This is a genomic window from Kitasatospora sp. NPDC091207 (assembly GCF_044768625.1).
GTDB lineage: Bacteria > Actinomycetota > Actinomycetes > Streptomycetales > Streptomycetaceae > Kitasatospora.
In genome coordinates this window covers 34,156-58,783 of sequence record NZ_JBIVVS010000039.1, presented here as the reverse complement: position 1 = coordinate 58,783, position 24,628 = coordinate 34,156, and the positions used below count along the sequence as shown (strand labels likewise).

Here is a 24,628-nt window from a genome sequence, read left to right as displayed (position 1 = left end):
GACGCCAACACCAGGCCCGGACCAGCCACTACAAGAGACGAGGCCACAGCCCAAGAGCTGAAGCCTCATCACGGTAAGCACCGTTGCAGTACTAGGGCCGCGAGTCCTTGCGGCGGCGTCTGGTGTTTCGACGCCAAGTCACTAACATGAGTTGTCCTCATGTTTTTGGGGCCCATGTCTCTGTCCCACGCATTGCCATCGTGAGCAAGGAGTCAGGCCGTGCCGAACCGACTCGATCTCCCGGCGGGTTTCCGCTGGGGCGTATCCACCGCCGCCTACCAGATCGAGGGAGCCGTCGAGGAGGACGGGCGCGGCCCGTCCGTCTGGGACGTCTTCGCCGCCCGCCCCGGCGTGATCCGCGATGGTCACACGGGAGCGGTCGCCTGCGACCACTACCACCGCTATCCCGAGGACATCGCCCTGATGAAGGGCTTGGGGCTGGACGGTTACCGGTTCTCGATCGCCTGGCCCCGCGTGCAGCCCACCGGCGCCGGCCCGGTCAACCCCGCCGGACTCGCCTTCTACGACCGCCTGGTGGACGCTCTGCTGGCAGCGGGCATCACCCCCCTGCCCACGCTCTTCCACTGGGACCTGCCGCAGGGCCTGGAAGCTCCATCGACCAGCGGCTCCGCCGCGGGCGGCGGCTGGCTGAACCGTGACACCGCGTACCGCTTCGCCGAGTACGCCGCGATCGTCGCCGACCGCCTGGATGACCGGATCTCCACCTGGATCACGCTCAACGAGCCCTTCGTGCACATGGTCTACGGCTACGCCCTCGGCATCCATGCGCCCGGCCGCGCCCTGATGCTCGACGCCCTGCCGGCCGCCCACCACCAACTCCTCGGGCACGGTCTCGCTGCCGCCGTGCTGCGTGAGCGCGGCCTGGAGGTGATGATCGCCAACAACCTCACCCCGGTATGGCCCGCCTCCTCCTCCGACGCCGACCTCGCCGCCGCCGACGCCTACGACGCCCTCCACAACCGCCTGTTCACCGACCCGCTGCTCCTCGGCCGCTACCCCGACCTCTCCGCCTACGGCGTCGGCCCCGACCTCGGCGGCTGCGTCCACGACGGCGACCTCAAGCTCATCTCCGCCACCCCGCTCGACGGCCTCGGCGTCAACTACTACAACCCCACCCGCATCGCCGCCCCCACCGACCCCGGCCTCCCCTTCGCCGAGGCCCCCATCGACGGCGTCCCCCGCACCGCATTCGACTGGCCCGTCGTCCCCGACGGCCTGCGCGAACTCCTCGTCGGTCTGCGTGATCGGTACGGCGCCGCCCTCCCGCCGATCACCATCACCGAGAACGGCTGCTCGACGACCGCGGCCGTCGACGACCAGCCCCGCATCGACTACCTCGCCGGCCACCTCGACGCCCTCGCCGAGGCCGTCGCCCAAGGCGTCGACGTCCGCGGCTACTACACCTGGTCACTGATCGATAACCTAGAGTGGTCGGAGGGGTTCAATCAAAAGTTCGGCTTGGTGTGCGTCGACTTCGAGACGCAGCGCCGCACGCCGAGGGCCTCGTATGGCTGGTACCGGGAGCTGATCGCTGCCCATCGGGGGCGATTCGCGAAGTAGGCGCCCCGACTGTTGCCTCAACTTCCTTGTCAAATCGCATACTTGGAAAATGTGGTGACTTAGAGTTAAGACTTCGCTATAATGACAGCCTGTTCGACGGGCTGAGGGGTTCCATCAAAGGTTCGGCCTGCTGCACGTCGACTTCGAGACGCAGGTGCGTACGCCGAGGGCCTCGTACGCCTGGTACCGGGAGCTGGTCACTGCCCATCGGGAGCGACTCGCGAAGTAGGCTCCCGGGCTGTCGCCTTCACCCCCCTTGTCAGGTCGCATACTTGGAAGGGATGGTGACTTGGTTGATGTCCGATCGGCGTGGATGCAGGCTCTCCTTGGTCATGCCCGAGAGGTCCTCCGGATGGAGCGGCCCGCGGGAGCTGCGGCCTGAGTAACAAGCAAAAGAACGGGGAGCTCGACAAGTTCGGATCCCGCTGCCGCTGTTCTGCTGCGGGCCGGTCGCGCAGGGCCGGGCGCTTGCGACTCGGGGCGCGCGCCAGCGCGATCTCGATGTTTGAAAGCCGAGAGACGCTGCTGTACTGGCCGATTCTCCTGCGGATGAGCTCGAGGCCGTGTGAGGATGGGCGGCGTGCCGCCAGCTCCCGAGCTCCGCCGTTGGCTCTCCAGTCAGCCGCCGGACGCCCTTCAGCACCTGCTCGCCTTCCTCGCCGTCGTGCACGGCCAGCCCTTCGGCTACAAGGGCGAATCGACCCGACATACCCGCGCGAGTGCCGCAGGTGTGCGCTCCTGGGTCGCAAAGGCTCCTGCGGATCTGCTCTTGCGTGTCGCCGAGGTCGGGCACGAGGTGGCCGACCAGATGGCACGTCAGCAAGGCTTCGTGAAGCAGGGCCTACATGGCGCGGACACCGACTGCCTGAGAGCGGCGTTGACGAGCCTGCCGCCGTCCCTCGCCTGCCTCGCCCTCCACTGGTATGTGCTGACCGACGAGAGCACGCCCGAACGCGACCATGTCCTGGTGCAATGGGACGTTCTGTGGGAGGCCGCTGCCACTGCAGCGGATTGGCCCGAGCCGAAACGCCCCCGCCGCGCGAGCAGAGTGGAGACGCGCGCGTCCGGCACGGCCTCGCATGCGGCCCGATGCGACGACCCGCCTAGCGTGCGATCCGAAGTTGTAGACGTAGACAGGGAGAGCTTGATGTCTGGCGACCTGGCGGAGAAGCTCGAAGCCGCTGCGCACCGCCTTCGTAGGGAAGGCGAGGTACTGGCTGGGCGGCTGGAGAGCCTGGCGGCGGATGTCCGCAGAGGAGTGGGGCGGCGGGACACCGACCTGTCTGCAGCAGTGGACGCCTGGTTCGGTCGGCGGGAGGATACGGCGGAGTTGGCGCTCGGACTTGGCAGCGACGTCCGGTGGGCAACTGCGCAGACCCATGATGACCTCGACCGGATCCTGGCGGACGTCCGCTCGGCGAAGGCCGGGGAGGAGATCGCGACGGCCGTGGCCGAGCGCGAGGTACTTGTTGCGATGCTGGGCACGGTGAGTTATCCGGGTGTGCTGAGTGCGCTGCAGGTGGAGCTTGACGCCATCGACGCCCGGCTCCAGGAGCTGCAGTCGATCGATGGACGGGGGCTCGTGCCCCGCCCGGTCCACGCCCCCCGGTCGGAGGTGTCCGCGGAGCCGGGCGCGACGGGCGGCGCTTCTGGCGAGGAGCTGTCCTCCCAGGCGGGTGCAGATGCCATCCCCGCCGCAGTCGAGGGAGAAACGCAGCCGCCGGAGAAGACCTTCGAGGCGCCCGCGCAGCTCCTGGACACCCTCGACACGCCGGTCTCCGAGCGGGGTCAGGGAGCCCAGGAAGCCATACCGGCAGAGCCTGCGGCGGGCGAGAGAGCGACCGAGCCCGAGCTGGCGCCGGCCAACGCGATCCCCGCGCCAGTGGGGTCGGCTGCGGCCTCGCGGACCGCGGACGAGTCGAACGGCCGCACCAGGCCCGCCACATCCAAGATCAAGCAACCATCGAGCCCGTCAAGGCAGTTGGTCGAGCCGCGAGCCGCCCACTCGCTCGGCATCCCGAAGCAGGCATCGGTCGAAGCGGAGTCGGAGGCCGCCGAGGCGGTCGAGGAGCCGGTGACAGTCGAGCCGACCGACGTCTGGACGCGGACCGGCGACGGCTCCTCCCCGGTCGAGCAGATGGTCGCCGAGGGCAGGCTGGCCGAGGCGTACTGGCTGACCCGGGCCGCGCGGGAGCGCCAGGAGCGGTGCCAGTCTCTGGCCTTCGCCACATCGGCGTTCGGCTTGGCCCCTGGGCAGCAGGCAGCGATCACCCTGCAGGTCAGCGTCGAGGGCAAAGCGCTGCCGAGCGCAGAGGATCGGGACGGCTACCTCATCGCCCTGGCCGCCGCGGTGCGCAGCGGATTGCAGGCGGGCTGGGCGCTGCCGATCGTCAACGACTTCGCCCAGCTCCCCGGGCTGCCCGAGGTCTGGAACGAGCTCTTCCGGACGTTGGCACTGGAAATCCGTAAGGGGGTTCCCGTCCAGCCGGGCGACGAGGTCCGGCTCGGGCAGGACGACACCGTGGACCCGGCGGATCTGCGCGATCGGGCGGTGGCCCTCAAGACGCGTCTGGGGACCAGCAAGACGGCGTACCAGCTCGCGTCGCGGGTGCTCCAGACCCTGCTCAAGGACGACGCGGAACTCGGGCACACCCTCAACTTGGTCGCGGCGTGGTCGGTCGGCGGTGCCACCGCCGAGCAACTCCGTCAGGACCTGGAGGACACCTACGGGGAAGATGACGCGATCGATCGGATCATCAAGGAGACGACGCGCCGGGTCAGTTCTCCCAACCAGCGGAAGACCAAGATCATTGCCACGGCTCTGGACCAACTGCGGGGGCGCATCGGGGAGGTGACGGCGCTGCTGCGTGAGGCAGTTCAGGTCGCCGAGCTGCCGCCCCGCAGCGACAACCGCCGACTTGGTAGCGAGCTGGTCGCCGCGCTCCGGGCGGCGCGACAGGCGGCACTGCTTCCGGGCCCTGGTGGCGAAGCGGTCCGACTGCTGCTCGACTGGATCGGCACCGGAGCCTCCAGGGGAGTCACGCGGGCCCTGCACGGTCTGCCCGGCACCGACGCGCTGCTCGGGCTGCCGCGCCTGGCCTGGACCGTGGCGGCGGACGGCCAGGACGCGCCGGACCTCGCCGCGCCGGACGCCCTGGACGCCCTGCTGGAGTTCCTGAATCCGGCCGATCCGGGGAAGGCGTTCGCCGCTCACATCGACCGCGGTGACCTGCACATCGCCGGGCGGCTCCTCGACCTTGCGGTAGCGGGCCGGTTGGGTGCCGTCTCCGCGCTTGAGGTGAACCAGCCGGACGTGTGGCGGCGTCGGCTCGGTGACGCCGAGGCCCAGTGGCGCCTCAAGGTCGAGACGGCCCTGCGCCAGGCCGATGACCTCTTCGCACAGGTCCGCCTGCAGAACCTGCTCACCCCCGAGCAGGAGAGCCATCTGGCGGCCCAACTCCTCGACCTCAAGACCTCAGACCGGAGCCTTCGGTTCCGCCGTCTGCTGGAGCGGGTGCGGGACGTTGTCGCCCAACTGGACGACAGGATGTCGGAGAAGACGGACCAACTGCGCGAGCAACTGGTCGAACTGAACCTGGAGGAGGCGGACCTTGCCCGGGTCAGCGCTCTGATCGACCGTGGCGACGTCGCCACCGCGGAGGAGTTGCTCTCCTTCGCCCGCAAGGGCGACCGCATCCCGGAACAGGTCGCCGAGACCGGCACCGAGCTGGCGGCCTTCCTTGAGGGTGTCCGTCACCCGCAGTCGCCCAAGGCCAGCAGCACCGGAGTCGACGCGCGCTGGTGGTTCGACCACTACGCACGCGGGCGTTCCGGTGAGGCGGAGACCGATGCGGTCACGGTCGCCTTGGAGGCCTGGGAGTCGCTGGGGCGGCTGAACGAGCGCCGCAACTCCTTCCAGAAGCACGTTCCCAGCGTGCTGCGGATGCTCGGCCTGAGCGTCAAGGGACCGGTCCGGCTGGTGGACCAGGACCGCAAGGACTGGCAGGTGATGACGCTCTCGATCACCGCGGAGATAAGCGACAACGTCCCGGGCTATGTGTCCCGGATCGGCTCCCGGGCCAAGGGCAACTACCGGGTCCTCATCGTCGGCACCGAGGAGCTCGGCCCGGACGCATTGCTGCGTCACCTGCCCGAGTCCGCGCTCGGGGCCAACATCATCCTCTACCTTCAACCGCTCGGCATCGGCGGGCGCCGGCGCCTCGCCCAGGCCTCCCACCAGAAGCCGCAGCAGGCGATCGTCGTCGATCCGGCGGTGTTCGGCTGGATCGCCGCCGGCGAGGCCCGATCCTTCCGCGCGGTCCAGCGGGTGACGTTGCCGTGGGCCGCGTACCGGCCGTACGAGCCGTTCCAGGCCGGCCAGGTGGCTGCGGAGGTGTTCAAGGGTCGTGATGACGAGAAACGTACGATCATGGCCCGCGAGGGCGGCCTCTTCCTCTACGGTGGCCGGCAGTTGGGCAAGTCCTCGCTGCTCCAGCAGGTGGCCGACAGCTTCCGGGCGGGGCACGGCGGCAACCAGGTCGCGGTCTACACGGATCTGCGGTTCGCCGAGATCGGGCTCAGCCGGCTCCCTCAGGAGATCTGGAGCGTACTGGCTCAGCAGCTGACGGACGCCGGGGTACTCGACCGCAGCGGCTCGGAGCACGCCACCGCCACTGCCATCGGCGCCCAGGTCCAGCAGTGGCTGAACGAGAGCGAGGAGCGCCGCATCCTCTTCCTCGCCGACGAGGCGGACGCGTTCCTCAACGCGGATGCCCGGCCGGTCGAGACGGCGGGAGCCCAGTCGACCTTCCGGACCCTCACCGGTCTGATGAAGCTGATGGCCGACACCGAGCGCCGCTTCAAGATCGTGTTCGCGGGTCTGCACCAGGTGCAGCGCTACAACCGGCTCACCAACTCCATCACCGGGCACGGCGGTGAGCCGGTCCTGGTCGGGCCGCTGCGCGCGAAGGCCGCGATCAATCTGGTCGTCGAACCACTGGCCGCGGCCGGGCTGTTCTTCGAGAATCCCGATCTGGTCTGGAGCATCCTGGCGCTGACCAACAACCAGGCCAACCTCGTCCAGATCGTCTGCGAGGGACTGGTCGAGGAGATGCAGGGCCGCGCCCTGTCCACGGAGGGCGGGCGCCCCCGGATCACCAACGCCGACGTGCAGAAGGTCGTCGCGTCCGGAGGGATCCGGGACAAGATCCGCGACCGGCTCCGCCTGACCATCGATCTGGAGGACCGGTACCGGGTCCTGACGCTGATCCTTGCCCTGCGCAGCCTCACGGACGGCTACGCCCGCGGCTACACGCCTCACGAGCTGCAGGAGGAGGCGCACCGGGTGTGGCCGGACGGATTCCCCGAGCAGAACGGCGTGGACGAGGTCCGGACCGACCTGGTGGAGATGGAGGGCCTCGGACTGGTCCTCCCGCTCCCGGGCCGGAGCAACAGCTTCGTCATGCGCAGCCCGAACCTCGTCAACATGCTCGGCACCCGCGACGAGCTCAAAGCGGAGCTGCGCACCAGCGAGTTCACCCAGAAGTACGACTACAACCCGCGCGTCGCCCGCCGGTCCATCGGCCTCGACCACCGACGGGTCATGCGGATGAGCCCGCTGACGGACGAGCAGTGGCACGACGCGCTGTCCCGGCGCACGGCGGTGATCACGGCCTCGGCGGCGCTCGGTGCCGGTTCCCTGGCCAAGGCCGTGGAGCAGCACGTCGGACGAGAGTGTCAGGTCGTGTCCGTGGCGCCCGCGGAGCTGACCCAGGCGGTCACCAGGTGGGCCCGGGAGCGCTCGCCGCACCTGCTCTTCGTCGACCTTCAGGGCGTTTCCCCGGCGGACGTGTGGGCCGCCGTCGAGCGACTCGCCCTGTACGCCTCGGCGTCGGAGGAGGACGGCAAGGAGATCCCGCGCCGGCGCGCGTTGGCCGTCGTCGACCCGTTGACCGCGCTCGGCCCGGACTTCCCGGAGGTGTTCCGGGCACAGCCGCAACGCTGGAACGCGACCAGCCTGCGGGCCTGGCCGGAGCAGCCGTTCGTCTCGGTCCAGGAGCGTCGCAATCTGATCGAGGTGACCGGGGGCTGGCCGGCCTTCGTCGAGCAGGCCATCGCCCAGTACCTGCAGGGCGCTCCCCGGGAGAGGCTCTTCGACGCGGTGCGGGCCCGGACCGATGACCCCGATTTCGCCCGCAGCCACCTGCAGCGGGCCGGTCTCTCCGACCGCCGTGTCGAGCAGATGGCCGGCTGGGCTGACATGTTCAGCCTGGAGGAGCACCGACAGGGCAGGGCCCACGCCATCCCCCAGGACCTGGCCGTCGTGCTCGACGACGACCTGGACGAGGCCGAGGCACTGCTGGCGGATCTGGAGGCGCTCGGGGTTCTCGACGACGACGGCGAGGTCCTCACCGTGGACAGCGTCACCTTCCGGGCGCTCAAGACCGTGGCCCGTGCACAGGGCGGGCCGGTGTGACCGAGCTCATCGATCCGGCCGGCGCGCTGTCTCCGGAGGCGGTCCGGTACCTGCCGGGCCCACGACGCCACTGTGCGGGGGTGCTTGCCGACCTGCGCGCCGGGCTGACCTGCGTCTGGCTGTTTCCGGACGCCGAGGTGGAGGCAAACCGGGCCGACCGAGCCGTGGAGGAGGTGATCCACGGCCTGGACGACGTCGTGGACGTTCCCGGCAAGGCGGCGGCCGTGCGCACGACTCCGGTCGCGGCCTTGCCGGAGCCGTGGGGCTCATGGGAGCCGCTCGGCAGCGGGGGCGAGTCGGTCGTTCACCACGTCGAGGACACCTTCGACATCGACGACGGCTTCGGAGGCTGGGACCCGTTCGGTGTCTTCGGCGGTGGGGGCTTCCACGCCTCCGCGGGTCCACAGCTCGCACCCACCGTCGACGCCCGGCTCGCCGATGGCCCGGACACGGACGTCGCCGCGCGCCTGGCCCGCAGTCTGGGCCTGGACGGGGACCTGGTATCGGAGCTGGTCGGCCACGGGGACGGCCGTGCACCCGTGCTCGTCGTCCGTGCCTGGACCGAGGCGAACCCGCACGCGGTCTCTCGGCTGCTACGTCGTTTCCAGGCGGCCGTGAAGGAGGCCGGACTCAAGCCGAGCGACCGTCCGCGGCTGCTGGTGGCCTCGCGCCTCCAGGACCTGGAGGCGGACACCATGGGCCTCCTCGACGGAACGGTGACCAGGCCGCACTGGTGGTGGGGGGTTTGGAATCACCTCGACACGGCCACCGTGGTGGCCGATGCGATTCCGCATGCGGGCTTCGGGCAGGCCCACAACCGCATGACGCCGACCAAGCTCATCCGGCACGCCCTGCGCCGCGAGACCGTGGTCCAGACGGCCGGGCCTGATCTGGGACTGGCGGTGGAGCTGGCCAAGGTCTGGAACGGCAGGACCGATGACCTGGCTTCCGCCCTGCGTGAGTGCTGCCACGCGGACGACGCCGTAGCACGGGGCTCCCAGGGGCGGGGTACGCCCGGAGCGGCGTACGCGCCGCTCCCCGAGAACGGCCTGCGCGAGGCGTGGTCGGCCGGGCTGGTCGACAGCTGGGAGGGGCAGATCCGTCACAGCCCCCGCGCCGGTGCGGGGAGATCGGGTGGCACGGAACTCGACAAGCTGGTCTGGCAGGCTCAGAACCGCGTTCTCCTGCCCCTCATCGACGACGCCCGCGTCGGCTTCGTCGAGCTGCTTCCGCGCATAGCGGTGCGCGGCGTCACCCGACTCGTCGACACCTACGTTCGACAGTCCCTGCGCGACGCCAACGGCGCATCGGCGGATCCGGCTTCCATGGAACTCGGCGAGCTCTACGACGCGGCGGTGCACCGGGACATCACCCTGACCGACGAGCAGTTCGGTCGGCTGTCGACGCTCCGGCGGGCACGCAACAAGCTCGCCCATCGCACGCCCGTCGACGACGCCCTGCTCCAGGATCTCCTGGACGCCCTCTCCGGCTTCTGACATCTGCGCTGACAGCCGGCCGCGGGGCCGGACGCTCGGATCACCGCAGTCGGGGGAGGACCGGTGACCGGGACGAGGTGGCCGGACCGGGGTGTCGGTGGGTCCGCGTACGGTGGTGACCACCGGGGACACGGGGGGCGAGGGGAGGACAGGCGTTGCGCAGGGTGCCGCCGGAGATGTTCCGGTTCACGACGGGGGAGAAGGCCGAGCTCTACGGTGCGATCCTCCAGGCCTTCGGTGCGGCCAACGAGCGGTTGGAGACCGCGCTCGGGTTGGACGACGTCCGCGCCCGGCTGCGGACGGTCGGCTGGCTCGACGCGATCCATGACGACGATCTCCAGGAGGCACTGCGGAAACTCAGGGAGTGGCAGCTGCTGGATGTCGTCCAGAACCACGCGGAGAACTACCGCACCGCCGAGGAGTACGAGCGCCGCAACCTCCAGTACTCACTGACCCGGCGCGGTGAGGCCGCGTTCGCCGGGGTCGAGCACGCCCTGTCCGTGCTCGCATCGACCGGTGCGCTCCAGACGGCGGTGCTGGAGGCGATCACGGACCGGCTCGACGAGCTGTACGTCCTGCTGGGGGACTCCGCCTCCTCGGACCGTCGGGTGTTCACCACGCTGCAGGAGCTGGAGGGCCACCTGGAAGCGCTGCTGGCCAACACCAAGGCGTTCAACGGTGAGTTGCAGCGCCTGCTGCGCGCCGAGGGCGCGGACCTGGCGACGTTTCGGGAGGTGAAGGCGGCGACGGTGGCCTATCTCCAGGAATTCCTCGTCAACCTCGATCAGCGGGGAAACGCGGTTGCCTCTGCCGTGGAGCGGGTCGAGGAGCGCGGGGTGAACCTGCTGCACGCGCGGGCACTGCAGGGCGCCGAGCTGCCGCCGGTCGCCGACGGCGATCCCGCGCCGGCCTGGCTGGAACGACGCCGGGCGCGTTGGGAGGGGCTTCAGGCCTGGTTCCGGCCGGCGGACGGGTCGCGACCCCGCGTGGAACAGCTGCACGACGTGGCACGGCGGGCGATCGTGACGCTCCTGCGGGTCCTCGACCGGATCACCGAATCACGGCGCCGCTCGTCCAGCGCCGTCCAGGACTTCCGGGAGCTGGCCCGCTGGTTCGCCGCGGCGCCCGGTGAGGACGACCTCCACCGCCTGTGGTCGGCCGCCTTCGGTCTCGGCCCGGCCCGCCACGCCCATCTCGCGCACCCCGATCCGGAGTTGGTTCCCTCGTCGGACAGCTGGGCCGTGGCCCCGCCGGTGGAGGTGTCGGCCCTGTTGCGCACCAGCGGCCGCACCGAGCGGTTCACGCGCACCGGCAAGGTGCGCGACATCGGGGGCCTCAAGGCGTCCCGGGCCGAGCGGGCCCGGAAGGAGCGCGCCGAACTCGAAGCCGCCTGGGACGTCCTGGGTACCGACGGTCCGGTGCGGCTCTCCGGCTTCGGAACGCTGGACCACGCCGTCTTCGAGCGGTTGCTCGACCTGCTCGGCCGGGCGCTGGCGGTACGACCGGACGCCGGCGGAGCGCGCCGGGCGGTCACCTCCGACGGTCGCGTCGAGGTCGTGCTCCGGCCGCTTCCCGACGGCGGGCGGTCCGTGCTGAGGACCTCGCGCGGTCGGCTGGAGGGGCCCGACTTCCTGGTGGAGATCCGCAGCCCGGGCGCCCTGCGGGCGGTCCAGCGTGAGGAGACCGCATGAGCGACCGGAGCGTGATCATCATTGGGAGGGGCGCATGAGCACCCTGGCCAACCAGCTGGTCCTGGCCGAGAAGCAGGACGTCGCCCGAGCCGTCAGACTGCTCCTCGGGCGGCCGCTGATCACCGAGCGCGGAGACCCGACCGCCTTCGAGCTGATCCGCCGCCGGCAGGACCCGCTGACGAAGTGGTTCGACTACCACTGCGGCTGGCAGCTGGTGGTGGAGCCACGCCTGGGATACGCGCGCCTGCTCAAGATCCGGGCGGTCCCCGACGCCTCGCGCCCCGCCCGCCGACTGCGGTCGGGCAGGGCTCCGTTCGACCGTCGCCGCTACACGCTACTGTGCGTCGTGGCGGCCGAGCTGCTCCCGGTCCCGGGGACCCCGGCCGGATCACCGAAGCCGACCGCGAGGCCCTGCACGCCTTCTTCCGTGGCCGCATCGAGGAGGCCAAGACCCGGAACACGGCGGCGACTTGGGAGGAACAGCTCGCCGAGGTCCTCGACTACACGGCCTGGCACCAGTTCGTCGTCAAGCTGGACCGCGCCAACGGCTCCGGGTGGCAACTGCTCACCAAGAAGCTCCACGGCGCGCTCTCGGGCGGCGAGAAGGCCATCGCCCTCCACCTACCGCTGTTCGCCGCCGTGGCCGCCCACTACGAGGCGGTGCCGGAGTCCCCGAGGCTGATCCTGCTCGACGAGGTCTTCGTCGGCGTCGACACCGTCAACCGCGGGCAGGTCTTCGGCCTCCTCGCTGCGCTCGACCTCGACCTGGTGCTCACCTCCGACCACGAGTGGTGCACCTACCGGGAGCTCTCCGGCATCGCCGTTCACCAGCTGATCACCGGAGGCGACGGCGACGACGCCGTCACCAGCGCCCGCTTCACCTGGACGGGTACCGACCTCCTGCCGGACGAACCGGACACGGACGAACCCGGCACGGACGAACCGGCATGACGGACCGCCACCCCCTCGACCTCCCCGAACTCCGACCCCTCTGGTCGGCCGTCCACGATCGTCTCTCGACCGGCCGCCCCGTCAGCCGGGTACGGTCCGGACCGCTCGACCAGGCCGGCCGGGAGGCGTTGGCCGACCTCCTCGGACTCGACCGGCTCCCTGCGGTCGAACCGACGATCCCCCTCGCGGTCCTCGACGGTGCCGTGCTGGACGCCTGCGGCCGACCCCTCCGGGACGTGGCGGCCGCGATCCTCGGCCCGATCCACGACCGGGCCGCCGAGCGAGGGCACCAGACCGGCCGGCGCGACGCCCTGTGGGGGTGGCTGGCCGGCCACGAGGTGGTCATGGCCCAGCCCGTTCTCCTGGAATGGGTCGGTCACCTGCGGGCCAACGGCCTCGTCGACGGCTCACCCGACCGGACCCGCGGCCTGCTGACCGCCGCGCTGACCGTCCTCGCCGCACTCCCAGCCGGTGGCGAGCCACTGCCGGTCCTCGCCGCCCGCCTCCTCGATGGTGACTCCCACGCGCTCGACGACGGGACTCGGCTGTCCTCCCTCGTCCTGCGCGCACTGGCGGTGCTGTACGGCACCGATGTGCCGGACGGCGCCGAGGGGCGCCGTGCGCTCTGGAGCCGGGCCGGGGTGGCCGACGACGAACTGTCCGCCACGGTGCTCGCCGTCGGTCTCCGCCCTGGGGGAGAAGGCCCGGTCGCCATGATCTCCCGCATCTGCGCCGGAGCCGGTCACCCCGTCAGTCTCACCCTCGCCCAACTGCGCTCACCCGGCGAATTCACCGGTCCCGCAGGAGTGGTGCACATCACCGAGAACCCCAGTGTGCTCGCCCTGGCTCTACGGCGCTTCGGCCGCCACTGCCCCCCGTTGGTCTGCACCTCCGGCTGGCCCAACACCGCCGTGATCCACCTGCTGCGTCGACTCGCCGAAGACGGCGCGTCCCTGCAGTACCACGGGGACTTCGACGGCGAGGGCATCCGCATCGCGGCCCACGTCCTCGCCAGGACCGGAGCCCTCCCATGGCGGTTGACATCCGACGACTACCGGGCCGCCGCGCCCCGGGTCCCCGCAGGCCCCGATCCGGGGCGTCTCACGCCCGCACCGTGGGACCGGACGCTCACCGACTCCATGGCCGAACTGCGAACCGCAGTGGTCGAGGAGGTGGTCGCCGACATCCTCCTCGAGGACCTGGCCGACCACCGGCCACGGATAGATTGACAGCTCGTTCGATGGGCCGAGGGGTTCAGTCAGAGGTTCGGCCTGGTGCACGTCGACTTCGAGACCCAGCGGCGCACACCCAAGGCGTCCTACACCTGGTACCGCGACCTGATTACCACTCATCGATCGAATTCTTCAACTTAGTTGGCCTCACGACGCTGCGGAATGGATGGCCGCTTGGCGGCAGTCGAGGGGCCATTGGGATGGCGCGGACCGCAGCAGCTGAGCCCGGCCTCAGGCAGAAGACAGGGTGTTCGACGAGTCCGTAGCCCGTCCCCAGTGGTTCAGCTACGGGCCCGACGCGGCTACTCGGGCCCGTGCAGCCCTGAGGATGCGAGATCCGCTCGTGCAATCCCGGAGGCCCGGCGCGGAGGGGCGCCTGGCCGTGGTGCCGCGCTGTACGGCAAGGTGGGGTCCATGGCAAGTGTGGCGAATCCTGCGGCTTGGCGCTCTGTCCGCGAGGCGGCCCTCTCGCAGGTGTCCTCGGAGAGTGAAGGGATCACGCTCTCGGTCCTGGGTACCCGCGCCCTTCTGCTGTACCGGATTGATGAAGGTGAGCATCGCAGGCGGGAAGCGGTCGGCGCCGAGCGGTTGGACAGCATCCCCGTATTGGAGCGCCTGCTCGGCCTTCCGGTCGACCTTCCCGTTCCGGTGGGCTCGCTCCCGCAGCGAGTAGAGGTTCCTGGCTTCCCACACGGAGCGGTCGAGTCGGACACGGAGCTGGTCACACGTCGAGCGGTCCGGCCGCTCGCCGTTGACCTCGCGGTTGTGCCGGCCACCGACTGGCGGCGGGGTCTCGAGCGTGCAGGCCGATTCGCACCGTTCTGCCGCCGAGCTGTCCTGCTCCGCCGGCCCCCGTGCGCGGGGCTGGACGAGATCTTGACGGAGGCCGCCTTCTACGGCATCGGCGTCTTCGTCCATGAGCGGGACGGGATCCGGATAGCCCTGCAACCCGAGGCGTACAGGCCACTGCGGCACACCGCAGCGGCCTGGCACTTCGTCGAGGAGCTGTACGGGCGACTTGGTTGAACCGCCCGCCTATCAGTCTGTGCCTGCCGAGGTCGAAGGTGTCGTCGCATTCAGGAGGGACCATCGCAGCAGTTGCGGCTGGACCCTGAATCCGTTCGGCTGCTGGATGGCGGCGTTGACGAGCGGATAGCGGTTCACGGCGGCACGGCAGCGTTCCTGCCACCACCGTTGACGGTCGGGCCCGGGCGCCAGGGTCTGCAACGTCTGCTGCCAGGACAACAGCACGGATGTGTTGTGCTGGGCTGCCGTTTTGGCGTCACGATTGCTCGGGAAGCTGTCCAGCGGCCGTCGTCCGCAGGCCGTGCACTCACAAACGGGTGCGAGCGTCGCCGCGAAGCGGCGTGCGAGGGTCTTTCCGAGGAACAGGGCCATCAACTCGGGGAACAGAACGGACGGGGAATCGGCGAATCCCGAGCTCTGCGTCGGCTCGCCGGGCGGCACGACGTGCCGGAGGCGCCCCGAAAGCCCGTAGCCGGCGAATGCCGCGCCCCCGGCGAGCGCGCCGAACGCCGCGAGATCGGCCCGCAGCAGGGCGGTGCCCGGTACCTGAGCCAGGACTCGGGTCAGGCCGGTGAGAGCGTCGGGGAAGCTCGCCAGCGGGTCCAACTGGCCGCCGAGCATGATGGCCTTGGATCCCGGTGCTGTGCTCAGTTCATCGATGAGACTGTCGACCAAGTCGGGCTGCAACCAGCCGACGTCGATCGGTAGCGCGAGCACGATTCGAGGATCCTCGCGCACGACCACCTCGCGCACAGCAGCCCGCACAGCGGCAGTGTCCCCGGCACGGAGGTACCCGGTTGGCGTGAGTGCCGCCGTCGCGCCGACGGCGAGCTGCTCCTGGACTGCCTGACCGAGCGGGTCGGCGGCGGGGAACTCACCGGTCCGCTGCAGGTAGGGCAGGCCTGCCGTCGCGATGCCGACCTCGTAGAACGCCGGGTCGGCAAGGAGCACGTCCTCATAGCCCTCCTCCCGTAGGTCCAGTGCCTTCCTGAGGGCCTTCGGCCCACCGATCACGAGCCCGCTCCGGCCGGTGTTGAGCTGGCCTCGCACCCACCCCACTCGCGTGGCGTCCACATGGACGAGCAGTCGGTCGGCGAGCAATTCCGGTTGGGTGAAACGAGCTTGGTCGATGAAACGGGACCCTCGGCGTCGGGAGGATCCGTGGGAACGGGAGCGCGGGACGGAGGAGTCGGGCATGGCCTCGCCTTCGAATTCGGCGGAAACACTCGACGACGTACTCGTGACTTCAGTGTACGGACCGGAGAGACGCCAGGCGGACAGAGGTGTTCGGCTGGTGGTTCGCTCCATATGACGTCAACTGCCGCACGCAGAAGTGAAATCCAGGATCCCATGTCGAAGAACTGGTACCTGATCGCGGCTCAGTGGGCTTGGCAGGAGGAGTAGCGGCGAGCTGCGACTCGAACGCCAGGCGGCGACCACGGAAGATTCACTATGGATCGCCGCCGACCAGTTCGTCGGTGCCCGAGGGGTATCTTCATGCTCAACTGGTGAGACCTGGCACGCCCGTTCCGGCCAAGATGCGCCATGCCGGGGTGCGGATGCTTCGGGTGACCGGTGCCGATTTTGCCCCGACTCCACCCGAAGGCAGTCCCACGAGAAGATCGCAGCGAGCCTGTGCGAGTCGCAGGTGGCGCGCCGGCTCCTCGTCGTTCTGTGGGCCTTCGTCGATGATCAGCACGACGTTCTCGTCATTCCCCGAGTCCTGGCCGCGTGTCGTGACCACGAAGTCGACGGTCGTCCCCCCGACAGGGGCGGAGCGCTCCAGAGCGTGGATGCCGTGGTCGTTGAGGTGGGCCTGGAGCCGGTCCGCGAGTTCAGTGTGTCGTGCGGACACTGGAGCCGGGGTAATGGGCACGTGATCGAGCGCAGCCGGCCTGGTGGTCCGGTCGCGGTTGACCGGGACCGACCGGTTCGCCAGCTCGGCCGGAAGCCCGGCGTGCTTTTGCCAGAAGGCACGGTGGCCAACCGTGATCAGCTGAGACCTGGCTCGGGTGATGGCAACGTTCCAGAGGTTCATCTGGCCCGCCACCCAGTGGATCGTGTTCTGCGGCGCGTTGTCGGTGGCGACGAGGGTGAGCACCATGACGTCGCGCTGGCCGCCCTGGAAGGCGTGCACCGTTCCGACCAGGACGCGGTCGTCGCGCAGTCTCCGCTCCAGGAGTTCCTTCTGTGCCCGGAAGGGAGTCACAACGCCGACGGTCGCATCGACAGGCAGGTGGCTCAGCAACTCGGACACCACCCGCTCGACAGCCGACACCTCCATGGTGTTGCACCAGGATCCCCCGCGCTGGCCGCGGGCGGAATCCCCGGTGGGCACATCGACCCACGACAGCACGGCCCCGGGACCGGGGCCCCCGGTCAGGTTCACAGCCGGTACCTGTTCCCGGATGTCGGTCAGCACCTTCAGCCGCCCCGCGTAGCAGTAGCCGTTCACGACATCCGCGATCTCGGGGTGGCAGCGGTAGTGCTCATCGAGTAGCAGCGCCGACGACGCACCTGAGCGGGCGGCGTCGTAAGAGGAATGCGTCCGGTAGGAGAGCCGGTGCTCCTCCAACCAGGCGGCGCTCAACCCAGCGCGCTCCCTGGCGGTTCTCTCCTGCTCGGGGGAGATCGAGGCGATGTGCCCCAGCTGCATCGGGTCGCCGATGATCAGCGCCCGCTTGGCGCGGAGCAGCAACGGGAAGATCGACGGGACGGAACACTGGCTGGCCTCGTCGATGATCACGAGGTCGAACAACTTGGGTGACCGCTCCAACTGGCGCACCGAGTGGGTACTGATGGCCCAACCCTTGAGGTGCCTCAGTAGTTGCCGCTGACTCTTCTGGAAGGACTTCCGCTGGCGAAGTGCCTGGAGTCGCTCGTTCATTGCCTCCCTCGCTGTACGGAGAGCTTCTGCGGACCTGGACTGTGAAGCCTCGGCCGACAGCGCGGACATCCTGCCGGCGAGCGTCAGCAAACCCGCTCCAGTGGTCTGGTCGTCCGTAGCCTCCAGTTCGGACAGAAGTCTCCTGAGCTCGACTTCAGTCATGGCGAAGTCGGCCAGCTGGCCGAGGTCTTCAGGCCCTCCGGGGCCAGATCTCGGCCACGGCGAGCCCGTGCCAGCGGTGGCCGCTTTGACGAAGGCGGCTGTTGCGCGCGATCGGCGCAAGCCAGGAGCAAACCATCGCGCCCGAAGAGCTCTGCGCGCCCTCTCCTCCCATCGTTGGAGGGCCTCGTCCTCGCTCATCCACGCGGCTGAGAGGACACTGTCGGGCACATCGAGCGTCTTTGCGTGTGACTCACGCAGGCGGAGGAGGTCCGTCAGCCGGAGCTCCCTCCGCACGTGTCGACCCATTGCGCGACGCTGGTCGCCGACTCGGGCAGCGGTCATGCGGAGTTCGCCCGTGACCGTGGCCGAACTCCGTCCGGGCGGCTGGGGGGTTTCGCGCAGGAGCCGCTCCAGCTTCGAGGCCTCCTCCTGCAGCGCCTTGGAGTTTCCGGTGCGGAACAACAACCCGGGTGCGATCGCCTCGCAACGGGTCGCGACAACGTTGACGGCTTCGTTGTTGGTGGAGGCCACGAGGACCGATTGCCCCGCCTGGACGCACGTCTCGACGAGTGCGGTCACCACCTCGCTCTTCCCGGTGCCCGGTGGACCAGTGGCAATGGTGACGGTGTTCCCCATGGCCGAGCGGATAACCGCTTCCTGGCTCTCGTTGCACGGGCCGGAGACCACCACGGTGACGGGCTCGCCGTCCGTGGAGCCGAGTTCGTGACCCGACAGCAGGGATTCCAGAGCCGTACCGGGGATCAAGTGCGGGTGGGTGGCCATGTACTCCAGGTTGTCCACGAGCCCCTGGGTCATCTGGTTGGAGCCCGATGCGACCAGCAGCATGGCGGTGTTGTGGGCACCGGGTCGAAGTGCAGTGACCACGCCCTCCCGACTCAGGGCGGAGACGTCCAAGGGTTCGAGCTCCGGCAGCCTGAGTTCTGTCAGCAGCTCGCGGATGGCCCGGAGCATCTGGGCCCCGTTGCCCTCCTGCCAGGCGGGCTGCCAGCGGGCAACGAGTTCCGCGGCTTCCTCGACGGTCATGAGCTGTGTGAGGAGACCGCTGTGCAAGGACGGCACACCGCTCGGCCGGAGCGTCGATCGTCCCTCCTCGTCCGGAGTCAGCTCCATTTGCTGGAGCAGGAGGGGTGCAACACGCACGGACAGCCGGCCGCGGTTGGCGCTGTCCTCGGTCGGTAGGGAGACCGCCGGGTACCCGTACCAGAACTCGTTCTCCCGGCCGTCGTGGCGATCCGGGATCCGGGGCGCGCGGAACGAGCGCTTCAGGCCGCTCTGGATCAGCTCCGGACCGGATCCGAGCAGGAAGTAACTGCTCCCCTCGCCGCCCTCACGCTGGGGGAGCATTTCCGAGGCCGTTTCGGCGGCGATGCAGCCGACGTAGTAACCGATGAGCCGCTGCCAGTCGATACCGGCACCCTCTTCGGTTGTCGCCCGGAGCCGCGCCTTGAGCAGGGAAGACGACGGGACGTCTCCGTGCGGTCGCTGCCCGGGCGCGGGCGGGAGGAAGACCGGCTGAGCCACTGAGCGGGCGAACGGGAGACTCCGCGTGGCCCGGATCGTGGACTTGGTGGGTCGTTGTTCCTCGGGCACTCCGTTGCGCGCCATCTGTTGGGTGAGGTAGGTGAAGAGGTCGTCCGGGCTGATCCACCCACTGTCCTTGATACGCCCGTTGCGCAGTCCTTCGACGATCTCACCTGTGAAGCGGGACGTCCCGAGCGTCGAACCGGGAGGTGCCATGGCCGAGGCGGCCTGAAGTGCGTCTGATGCAGTGATGAAGTACACCCCGGTCGGGTGTAGGAGGGTGCTGCGGGCAACACCCTCCAGCGGCTGCTCCTCTCCATCGGGGTCCGGCTGGGCCCCCTTGGCGGTCCACCCCTGGACCACGGAACCGCTGGAGCAGCAGTCCAGCAGGACGATCTTCGAGGCGGCCCGGCACTCCTGCAGGGTCCGTTCCAGGAATTCGGCGGAGACTGCGGTTCCAGGGAGGTTCGAACGATCGGAGTCGCGGGTGAGGAAGTAGAGCTGGTTGTCCTCCTCACAGAACTCCCCGTGGCCGCTGAAGTACACCAGTGCAGTCTCACTCTGCTGGCGTTCTGCTAGGAAGTCCTCGAGGGCGCGCAGCATTTCGGCCCGGGTGGGCTCGGCCACCACGGCGCACTCGTTGTACATCCCGATCTCCGTGCTCTCCAACACGGCGCGCATGTAGTGCAGGTCGGCTCGGACGGAGGGGAGGTCGTGGTAGGCGTCGCTCTCGTAGACCGAGACTCCGAGGAGGAGCGCATGGCGGTCGTTGTCCACGGGCGGGCTCAGCCTTCGGACTCGGCGGAGCCGTCCCGTTCCTCCGGGCCTGCGGAGCCCTCGGAGAGGAAGCGCTCCAGGAGGGCCGCGTCTTCCCGCGCCTGCCTGCCCGAGACCGTGAGCGTCGCACCGTCCGAACGCCGTGTGACGCTGATCGTGCGGTTGGGTACTCGGGCGAGCCAGGTCTGCACGATCGAGACGACGAGGGAGCCCCCGGAGATCAGTACACCAACCAACTCCGCCACCTCGGCGCCCTTGTCGGTACCGGCTGACGGCTGGGCGCCGGGAAGCAGGAGGGGAGCCTCGATCTCGTGAGCCGAGAGCGCTGCGGTCAGCTCGCGGGCCTCGCGCCGGGCGCGTAGCGGGTCGCTGTCCAAGAACTCGATCCGGTGTTCTGCTACCTGAAGCTCTTCCACGACTCCCCCTCGTAACAGCCTACGTGTCGATTCGCACGCGGAGTGACGAGCCTAGCCAGGACTATGCCTGTGGATCCGTCCTTTGGCGGAAAGGGGACGGTTCTTGACGTGAACGACTGGGGCGTACGGGCGCACGGAGGCGTTCAGCGAGTCCGCGGGTTGTGCGCCCTCTCTCGGCTCGCGCTGGGTCGCGCTGAGCCCAACGCGGGTCGCGGATGAGGAAGACGATCGTGGCGGCGTGGGCAGGGCTGGGGTGGAATCATGTGGAGCGCCAGCGAGAACGACGGATGGTTGAGCCTTGATGGGGGCTGTGAGTGGGGGACGGGCAACGGACCGCTCGCAAGCCGCGGGTAGTCCTCGCGGATGCCGAGCGACTCCACGCGGCCGCTCGCGCGGTCACTGAAGATCATCGGAGTGTAGTTACACAGGTGATCCAGGCCGCGGCCGCGCTGAGGGACCGCCTGGTTCGCGACGAACTGGAAGCCATCCCAGTAGGCCGGCTCAGGGATGTGACGGAGGGGCGCCTCAGGGTCGGCGCGTTGGAGGCCGCTGGGCTCGGGACCGTGCGGCAGGTCCTGGATGCCTCCGCCTACGCGCTCCAGCAGCTCCCGGGAATCGGTGCGCAGACGGCTGCCCAGACCATCGCCGCTGCACGCCGGATCGCCGAGGCGGCCGAGCAGACCGTGGCGATCCGGCTCGACATCGAGCACCGGGACCAGGCGAGCACGACGCTGGTCATCGCGCTCCAGCGGCTGGTCGTCGCCGGGCCCGAGGCTGCTCGTGCCAATGAGATCGCGCAGCGTGTCGTCGGTGAGGTTGCTGGCCTCATCTCTACTGCTCAGCCGGCCAGAGGAGCCATCCGTTCCCTGTTCGCCGGACGGCAGAGGAAGCAGGAAGCCCTCGCGGCGATCGATCAGCTCACGGCTCTTCTCGCGGAGTTGGAGGTGCAGACGACATCGATGCTCTTCGCCCAGACTTCTGCGGACCTCCTGCGTCCGCCGGCATCCGAGGTCGAGGCGTGGACGGACTTCGAGCACCACGCGGCCGAGTTCTACAGCATCCTTGGCGAGGTTGCCGGGTTCGCTCCGGCTGAGGTCAGCGCCTCCGAAGGCTTCCTCCCCGATGAACTGTCCGACGGGGTCCGGGCCGAGCCGTTGGACGACACACAGTGCAAGGTCTCGCTCCGCGGCTACCAGGCCTTCGGAGTCCGCTTCGCACTCAAGCAGAAGCGGGTGATCATCGGCGACGAAATGGGTCTGGGGAAGACCGTTCAGGCGATCGCTGCGATGGCGCACCTCCGAGCGCGCGGGAGCACGCACTTCCTCGTCGTCTGTCCGGCGAGCGTCCTCATCAACTGGACCCGGGAGATCGAGGCTCGAAGCATGCTGCGCGCCCACCGTTTCCACGGCCAGGACCGGGAACTGGCGCGTGCCGAGTGGCTCCGTGAAGGTGGCGTCGTGGTGGTGACGTTCGACGGCCTCCGCCAGCTGGAGGCCCCTCCGGAGCAAGCCGTCGGAATGGTCGTGGTCGACGAGGCCCATTACGTCAAGAACCCCAAGGCGCAGCGCTCCCGGGCGGTAGCCGCGTGGACCGACCGTGTCGAGAGGGTGCTCTTCCTCACCGGCACTCCGATGGAGAACCGGGTCGAGGAGTTCGGCAACCTGGTCAGCTACCTCCAGCCTGACCTGCTGCCTCGGATCCACAGCGGTTCGGCTGCCGCCGGACCGAAGGCGTTCCGGAAGGCGGTTGCTCCGGCCTACCTCCGCCGGAACCAGCAGGATGTCCTCACCGAACTTCCCGATGCCGTTCACGTCGACGAGTGGGAGGAGTTCACGCCTGCCGACTTCGCGGCGTACCGGGCGGCCGTCGCCGAAGGCAACTTCATGGCCATGCGCCGTGCGGCGTACGCGAATCCTGGGCAGTCGGCGAAGCTGCAGCGCCTCCGGGAGCTCATCGAGGAGGCTGCCGGAAACGGGCGGAAGGTCGTTGTCTTCTCCTATTTCCGCGACGTTTTGGCGGTTGTCCAAGAAGCACTGAGCCAAAGGGCGTTCGGTCCGATCGACGGTAGCGTCCCGGCGGTTCGGCGCCAGGACGTGGTGGACCAGTTCGCCGCGGTGGTGGGCCACGCAGTGCTGCTGAGCCAGATCCAGGCCGGAGGTGTGGGGCTGAATATCCAGGCGGCTTCGGTCGTCATCCTGTGCGAGCCGCAGGTGAAGCCCACCATGGAGAGTCAGGCCGTGGGTCGGTCACAACGCATGGGACAGGTCCGGCGGGTCCAGGTGCACCGGTTGCTCGTCGCCGACAGCGTCGACCAGCGGATGCTGGAGATCCTGCGGGCGAAGGACCGGCTCTTCGACGAGTATGCGCGGCGAAGCGAGGTGGCGGAGTCGACGCCGGAGGCCGTGGACGTCTCGGAGCAGTCATTGGCGGTTCGGATCGTGGAGGAGGAACAGCTCCGCCTGGCTGCCCTGCCACTTGACTGAGCTCCGGGGTCGGCGCGGAGGCCGTTGTTGAGGTACGGCGCGCCGATCGATGTCATCGCCGTCTCCGAGAGGGTGACCATTACACCTCGACCGAGGTTGATCGGTGCATGGGAGACAGGGGCAATCGGACGGACGTTCCGCCGCCGAGGGATGCCAACGTCCGTCGGGTGATGCGGGCGCAGCGCAGCGTGGACACGGCTCCCGAACTCGCCCTCCGGCGGGCGCTGCACTCGATGGGCTTCCGGTACCGGGTGAACCTGCCCCTTCCCACGATGCGGCGCCGGAGGGCGGACAACACGTTCGTGCGCTGGCGCACGGCGGTATTCGTACAGGGGTGCTTCTGGCACGCCTGTCCCGAACACCGGCACGCGCCGAAGCACAATGCCGAGTGGTGGTGGCGGAAGCTCGACGACAACACGCGTCGTGACAGGGACACCGATGCCACCCTCCTCCGGCTTGGCTGGCACCCTCTGAGAGTGTGGGAGCACGAGGCCGTCGAGGACGCCGTCTACAAGGTGGTGGAGGTCCTTGCGTACCAGGGCCATCCACGCGCACGAGGGCTTCATCAAGGCTCCGGCGAAGCACCGAGTTGGAACGGGGCGCGCGGCGAGTTCGTGTGACGCCAACAACAATGATCGACCGATTTGTACAATGACAGGGTGTCTGACGGGCCGAGGGGTTCCATCAAAGGTTCGGCCTGGTGCACGTCGACTTCGGGACGCAGCGGCGCACCCCGAGGGCGTCGTATGCCTGGTACCGGGAACTGGTCACTGCCCACCGGGGGCGATACGCGCAGTAGGTGCCCCAGCTGTCGCCTCAACTCCACGGTCAGAGCGCACACTTGGACAGTTTGCTGACGTAGGGTCAAGGCTCTCCCGACATGACAGCCCGTTCGACGGGCTGAGGGCTACCCACAGCGCTTCAGCCCCGTCCGCCTCGACTTCACGACGCGGCGCCGCACGCCGAAGGTGTCGAGTGCGCGGGTGTCGCGACAGGAGGGTGGTGGCCTACCACACCACGGGGTGACTGTGCCGGGACTTCTCTCGAAGCCCCGGCGAGGCCGGCTCCGTGCACTTATGGTCACCGTCATGTCGCCACGCGTGGTGGGGCAGTGGTTCGGCACAGGGGAGGCCTGTTCATGGCCAACGAGTTCCAGCGGCGCAAGCTCCGTGGTGTGTTCGCCGCGTTCGACACGGACGGGGACGGCTGCCTGCGGCAGAACGACTTCGAGGCCCTGACGGAACGTTGGAGTCGCCTGCCGGCCGTCCGGCGGGACGCGGGGCTGAGGGGCAGGGTCGAGGCGCTCATGATGGGCTGGTGGGACCACCTGCTCACGGTCGCCGACACCAACCACGACGGCAAGGTCGACATGGGCGAGTTCCTGGCCCTCGTCGACCGGCTCCCCGTCCTGCGTGAGGTTGTCACGGCGACCGCCGACACGGTCTTCGACGCTGTGGACGAGAACGGCGACGGCCGCATCTCGCGCGCCGAGCACGGTCGCCTCGTCGACGTCTGGCACGGCCGGAGCGTGGAGACCGGCGATGTCTTCGGCCTCCTCGACCTGGACGGTGACGGCTATCTCAGCCGGTCCGAATTCGCCCTTCTGTGGGAGCAGTTCTGGATCAGCGGTGACCCGTCCGAGGCCGGCAATGTGATGTGCGGCCGCGTCCCGGAGCACTGACCGCGCCCCCGACGGGGGGCGACCGGAGGGTAAGCCGAGATGACAGCCTGTCCGACGGGCCGAGGGGCTCCCTCACAGGTTCGGCGTCGTCCGCGTCGGGTTCGGGACGTGGCGGTGCACGCCCAAGGCGTCGTATGCCTGGTGCCGCGACCTGATCGTCGCTCATCGGGCGTGACGGGCGCGGTGCTCCCGGTTCGCTGCGCCGGCCGTGACCTGGGGCTCGTCCGC

12 protein-coding genes and 5 pseudogenes are annotated in these 24,628 nt (G+C 69.3%); 14 read left to right on the top strand and 3 right to left on the bottom strand.

Going from position 1 to position 24,628, the window contains the following annotated elements:
• Window positions 1–219: 219 nt before the first annotated feature.
• The 10 genes and pseudogenes from ACIQTO_RS36125 to ACIQTO_RS36080 all read left to right on the top strand — a co-directional run bounded on the left by ACIQTO_RS36125 (window position 220) and on the right by ACIQTO_RS36080 (window position 14,452).
• A complete protein-coding gene (locus tag ACIQTO_RS36125; RefSeq protein ID WP_402397444.1) occupies window positions 220–1,581 on the top strand; it encodes a GH1 family beta-glucosidase in 1,362 nt (453 codons plus the stop codon).
• Between the two features lie 109 nt (window positions 1,582–1,690).
• Window positions 1,691–1,810: pseudogene (locus ACIQTO_RS36120) on the top strand (family 1 glycosylhydrolase); the annotation flags it as partial.
• Between the two features lie 351 nt (window positions 1,811–2,161).
• Window positions 2,162–8,056, top strand: coding sequence for a hypothetical protein (locus ACIQTO_RS36115; RefSeq protein WP_402397442.1), 5,895 nt, complete (start codon window positions 2,162–2,164; stop codon window positions 8,054–8,056).
• A gap of 80 nt (window positions 8,057–8,136) precedes the next feature.
• Window positions 8,137–9,552, top strand: coding sequence for a hypothetical protein (locus tag ACIQTO_RS36110; RefSeq protein WP_402397439.1), 1,416 nt, complete (start codon window positions 8,137–8,139; stop codon window positions 9,550–9,552).
• Window positions 9,553–9,728: 176 nt separating this feature from the next.
• The gene (locus tag ACIQTO_RS36105; protein WP_402397437.1) at window positions 9,729–11,243 is read left to right on the top strand and encodes a TIGR02677 family protein; all 1,515 of its coding nucleotides are present in this window, start codon (window positions 9,729–9,731) and stop codon (window positions 11,241–11,243) included.
• Window positions 11,244–11,277: 34 nt separating this feature from the next.
• A pseudogene (locus ACIQTO_RS36100) lies at window positions 11,278–11,631 on the top strand (DUF2398 family protein); the annotation flags it as partial.
• Window positions 11,619–12,194 (top strand): annotated as a pseudogene (locus ACIQTO_RS36095) (SbcC/MukB-like Walker B domain-containing protein); the annotation flags it as partial. The pseudogenes ACIQTO_RS36100 and ACIQTO_RS36095, both read left to right, overlap by 13 nt.
• Window positions 12,191–13,423, top strand: coding sequence for a TIGR02679 family protein (locus ACIQTO_RS36090; RefSeq protein ID WP_402397434.1), 1,233 nt, complete (start codon window positions 12,191–12,193; stop codon window positions 13,421–13,423). The pseudogene ACIQTO_RS36095 and the gene ACIQTO_RS36090, both read left to right, overlap by 4 nt.
• Before the next feature lie 12 nt (window positions 13,424–13,435).
• A pseudogene (locus tag ACIQTO_RS36085) lies at window positions 13,436–13,567 on the top strand (family 1 glycosylhydrolase); the annotation flags it as partial.
• 273 nt (window positions 13,568–13,840) lie between these two features.
• On the top strand, window positions 13,841–14,452 hold the full coding sequence (locus tag ACIQTO_RS36080) for a hypothetical protein (protein ID WP_402397432.1): 612 nt from the start codon (window positions 13,841–13,843) through the stop codon (window positions 14,450–14,452).
• 12 nt (window positions 14,453–14,464) lie between these two features.
• Here ACIQTO_RS36080 and ACIQTO_RS36075 read toward each other — a convergent pair whose 3' ends face one another.
• The 3 genes from ACIQTO_RS36075 to ACIQTO_RS36065 all read right to left on the bottom strand — a co-directional run bounded on the left by ACIQTO_RS36075 (window position 14,465) and on the right by ACIQTO_RS36065 (window position 20,236).
• The gene (locus tag ACIQTO_RS36075) at window positions 14,465–15,553 is read right to left on the bottom strand and encodes a hypothetical protein (RefSeq protein WP_402397430.1); all 1,089 of its coding nucleotides are present in this window, start codon (window positions 15,551–15,553) and stop codon (window positions 14,465–14,467) included.
• 400 nt (window positions 15,554–15,953) lie between these two features.
• Entirely contained in the window at window positions 15,954–19,820 is a 3,867-nt protein-coding gene (locus tag ACIQTO_RS36070) for an AAA domain-containing protein (RefSeq protein WP_402397428.1), read from the bottom strand.
• A gap of 8 nt (window positions 19,821–19,828) precedes the next feature.
• Window positions 19,829–20,236, bottom strand: coding sequence for a hypothetical protein (locus ACIQTO_RS36065; RefSeq protein ID WP_402397426.1), 408 nt, complete (start codon window positions 20,234–20,236; stop codon window positions 19,829–19,831).
• Window positions 20,237–20,550: 314 nt separating this feature from the next.
• Here ACIQTO_RS36065 and ACIQTO_RS36060 point away from each other — a divergent pair, with 314 nt between their 5' ends.
• The 4 genes and pseudogenes from ACIQTO_RS36060 to ACIQTO_RS36045 all read left to right on the top strand — a co-directional run bounded on the left by ACIQTO_RS36060 (window position 20,551) and on the right by ACIQTO_RS36045 (window position 24,400).
• Window positions 20,551–22,719: a DEAD/DEAH box helicase gene (locus tag ACIQTO_RS36060; RefSeq protein ID WP_402397424.1), complete on the top strand. Its 2,169-nt coding sequence runs from the start codon at window positions 20,551–20,553 to the stop codon at window positions 22,717–22,719.
• A 107-nt stretch (window positions 22,720–22,826) separates the two neighbouring features.
• Window positions 22,827–23,339 (top strand): very short patch repair endonuclease, encoded by a 513-nt coding sequence (locus tag ACIQTO_RS36055; protein WP_402397421.1) that lies wholly within the window; start codon window positions 22,827–22,829, stop codon window positions 23,337–23,339.
• Window positions 23,340–23,389: 50 nt separating this feature from the next.
• A pseudogene (locus ACIQTO_RS36050) lies at window positions 23,390–23,518 on the top strand (family 1 glycosylhydrolase); the annotation flags it as partial.
• Window positions 23,519–23,857: 339 nt separating this feature from the next.
• Complete coding sequence (locus ACIQTO_RS36045) at window positions 23,858–24,400, top strand: EF-hand domain-containing protein (RefSeq protein ID WP_402397418.1); 543 nt, start codon at window positions 23,858–23,860, stop codon at window positions 24,398–24,400.
• Window positions 24,401–24,628 lie beyond the last annotated feature (228 nt).

Excerpts from the sequence above, each read along its gene's own strand:
- ACIQTO_RS36105 (WP_402397437.1), top strand. The coding sequence starts at position 9,729 with ATGTTCCGGTTCACGACGGGGGAGAAGGCCGAGCTCTACGGTGCGATC.
- ACIQTO_RS36090 (WP_402397434.1), top strand. The coding sequence starts at position 12,191 with ATGACGGACCGCCACCCCCTCGACCTCCCCGAACTCCGACCCCTCTGG.
- ACIQTO_RS36080 (WP_402397432.1), top strand. The coding sequence starts at position 13,841 with ATGGCAAGTGTGGCGAATCCTGCGGCTTGGCGCTCTGTCCGCGAGGCG.
- ACIQTO_RS36055 (WP_402397421.1), top strand. The coding sequence starts at position 22,827 with ATGGGAGACAGGGGCAATCGGACGGACGTTCCGCCGCCGAGGGATGCC.
- ACIQTO_RS36045 (WP_402397418.1), top strand. The coding sequence starts at position 23,858 with ATGGCCAACGAGTTCCAGCGGCGCAAGCTCCGTGGTGTGTTCGCCGCG.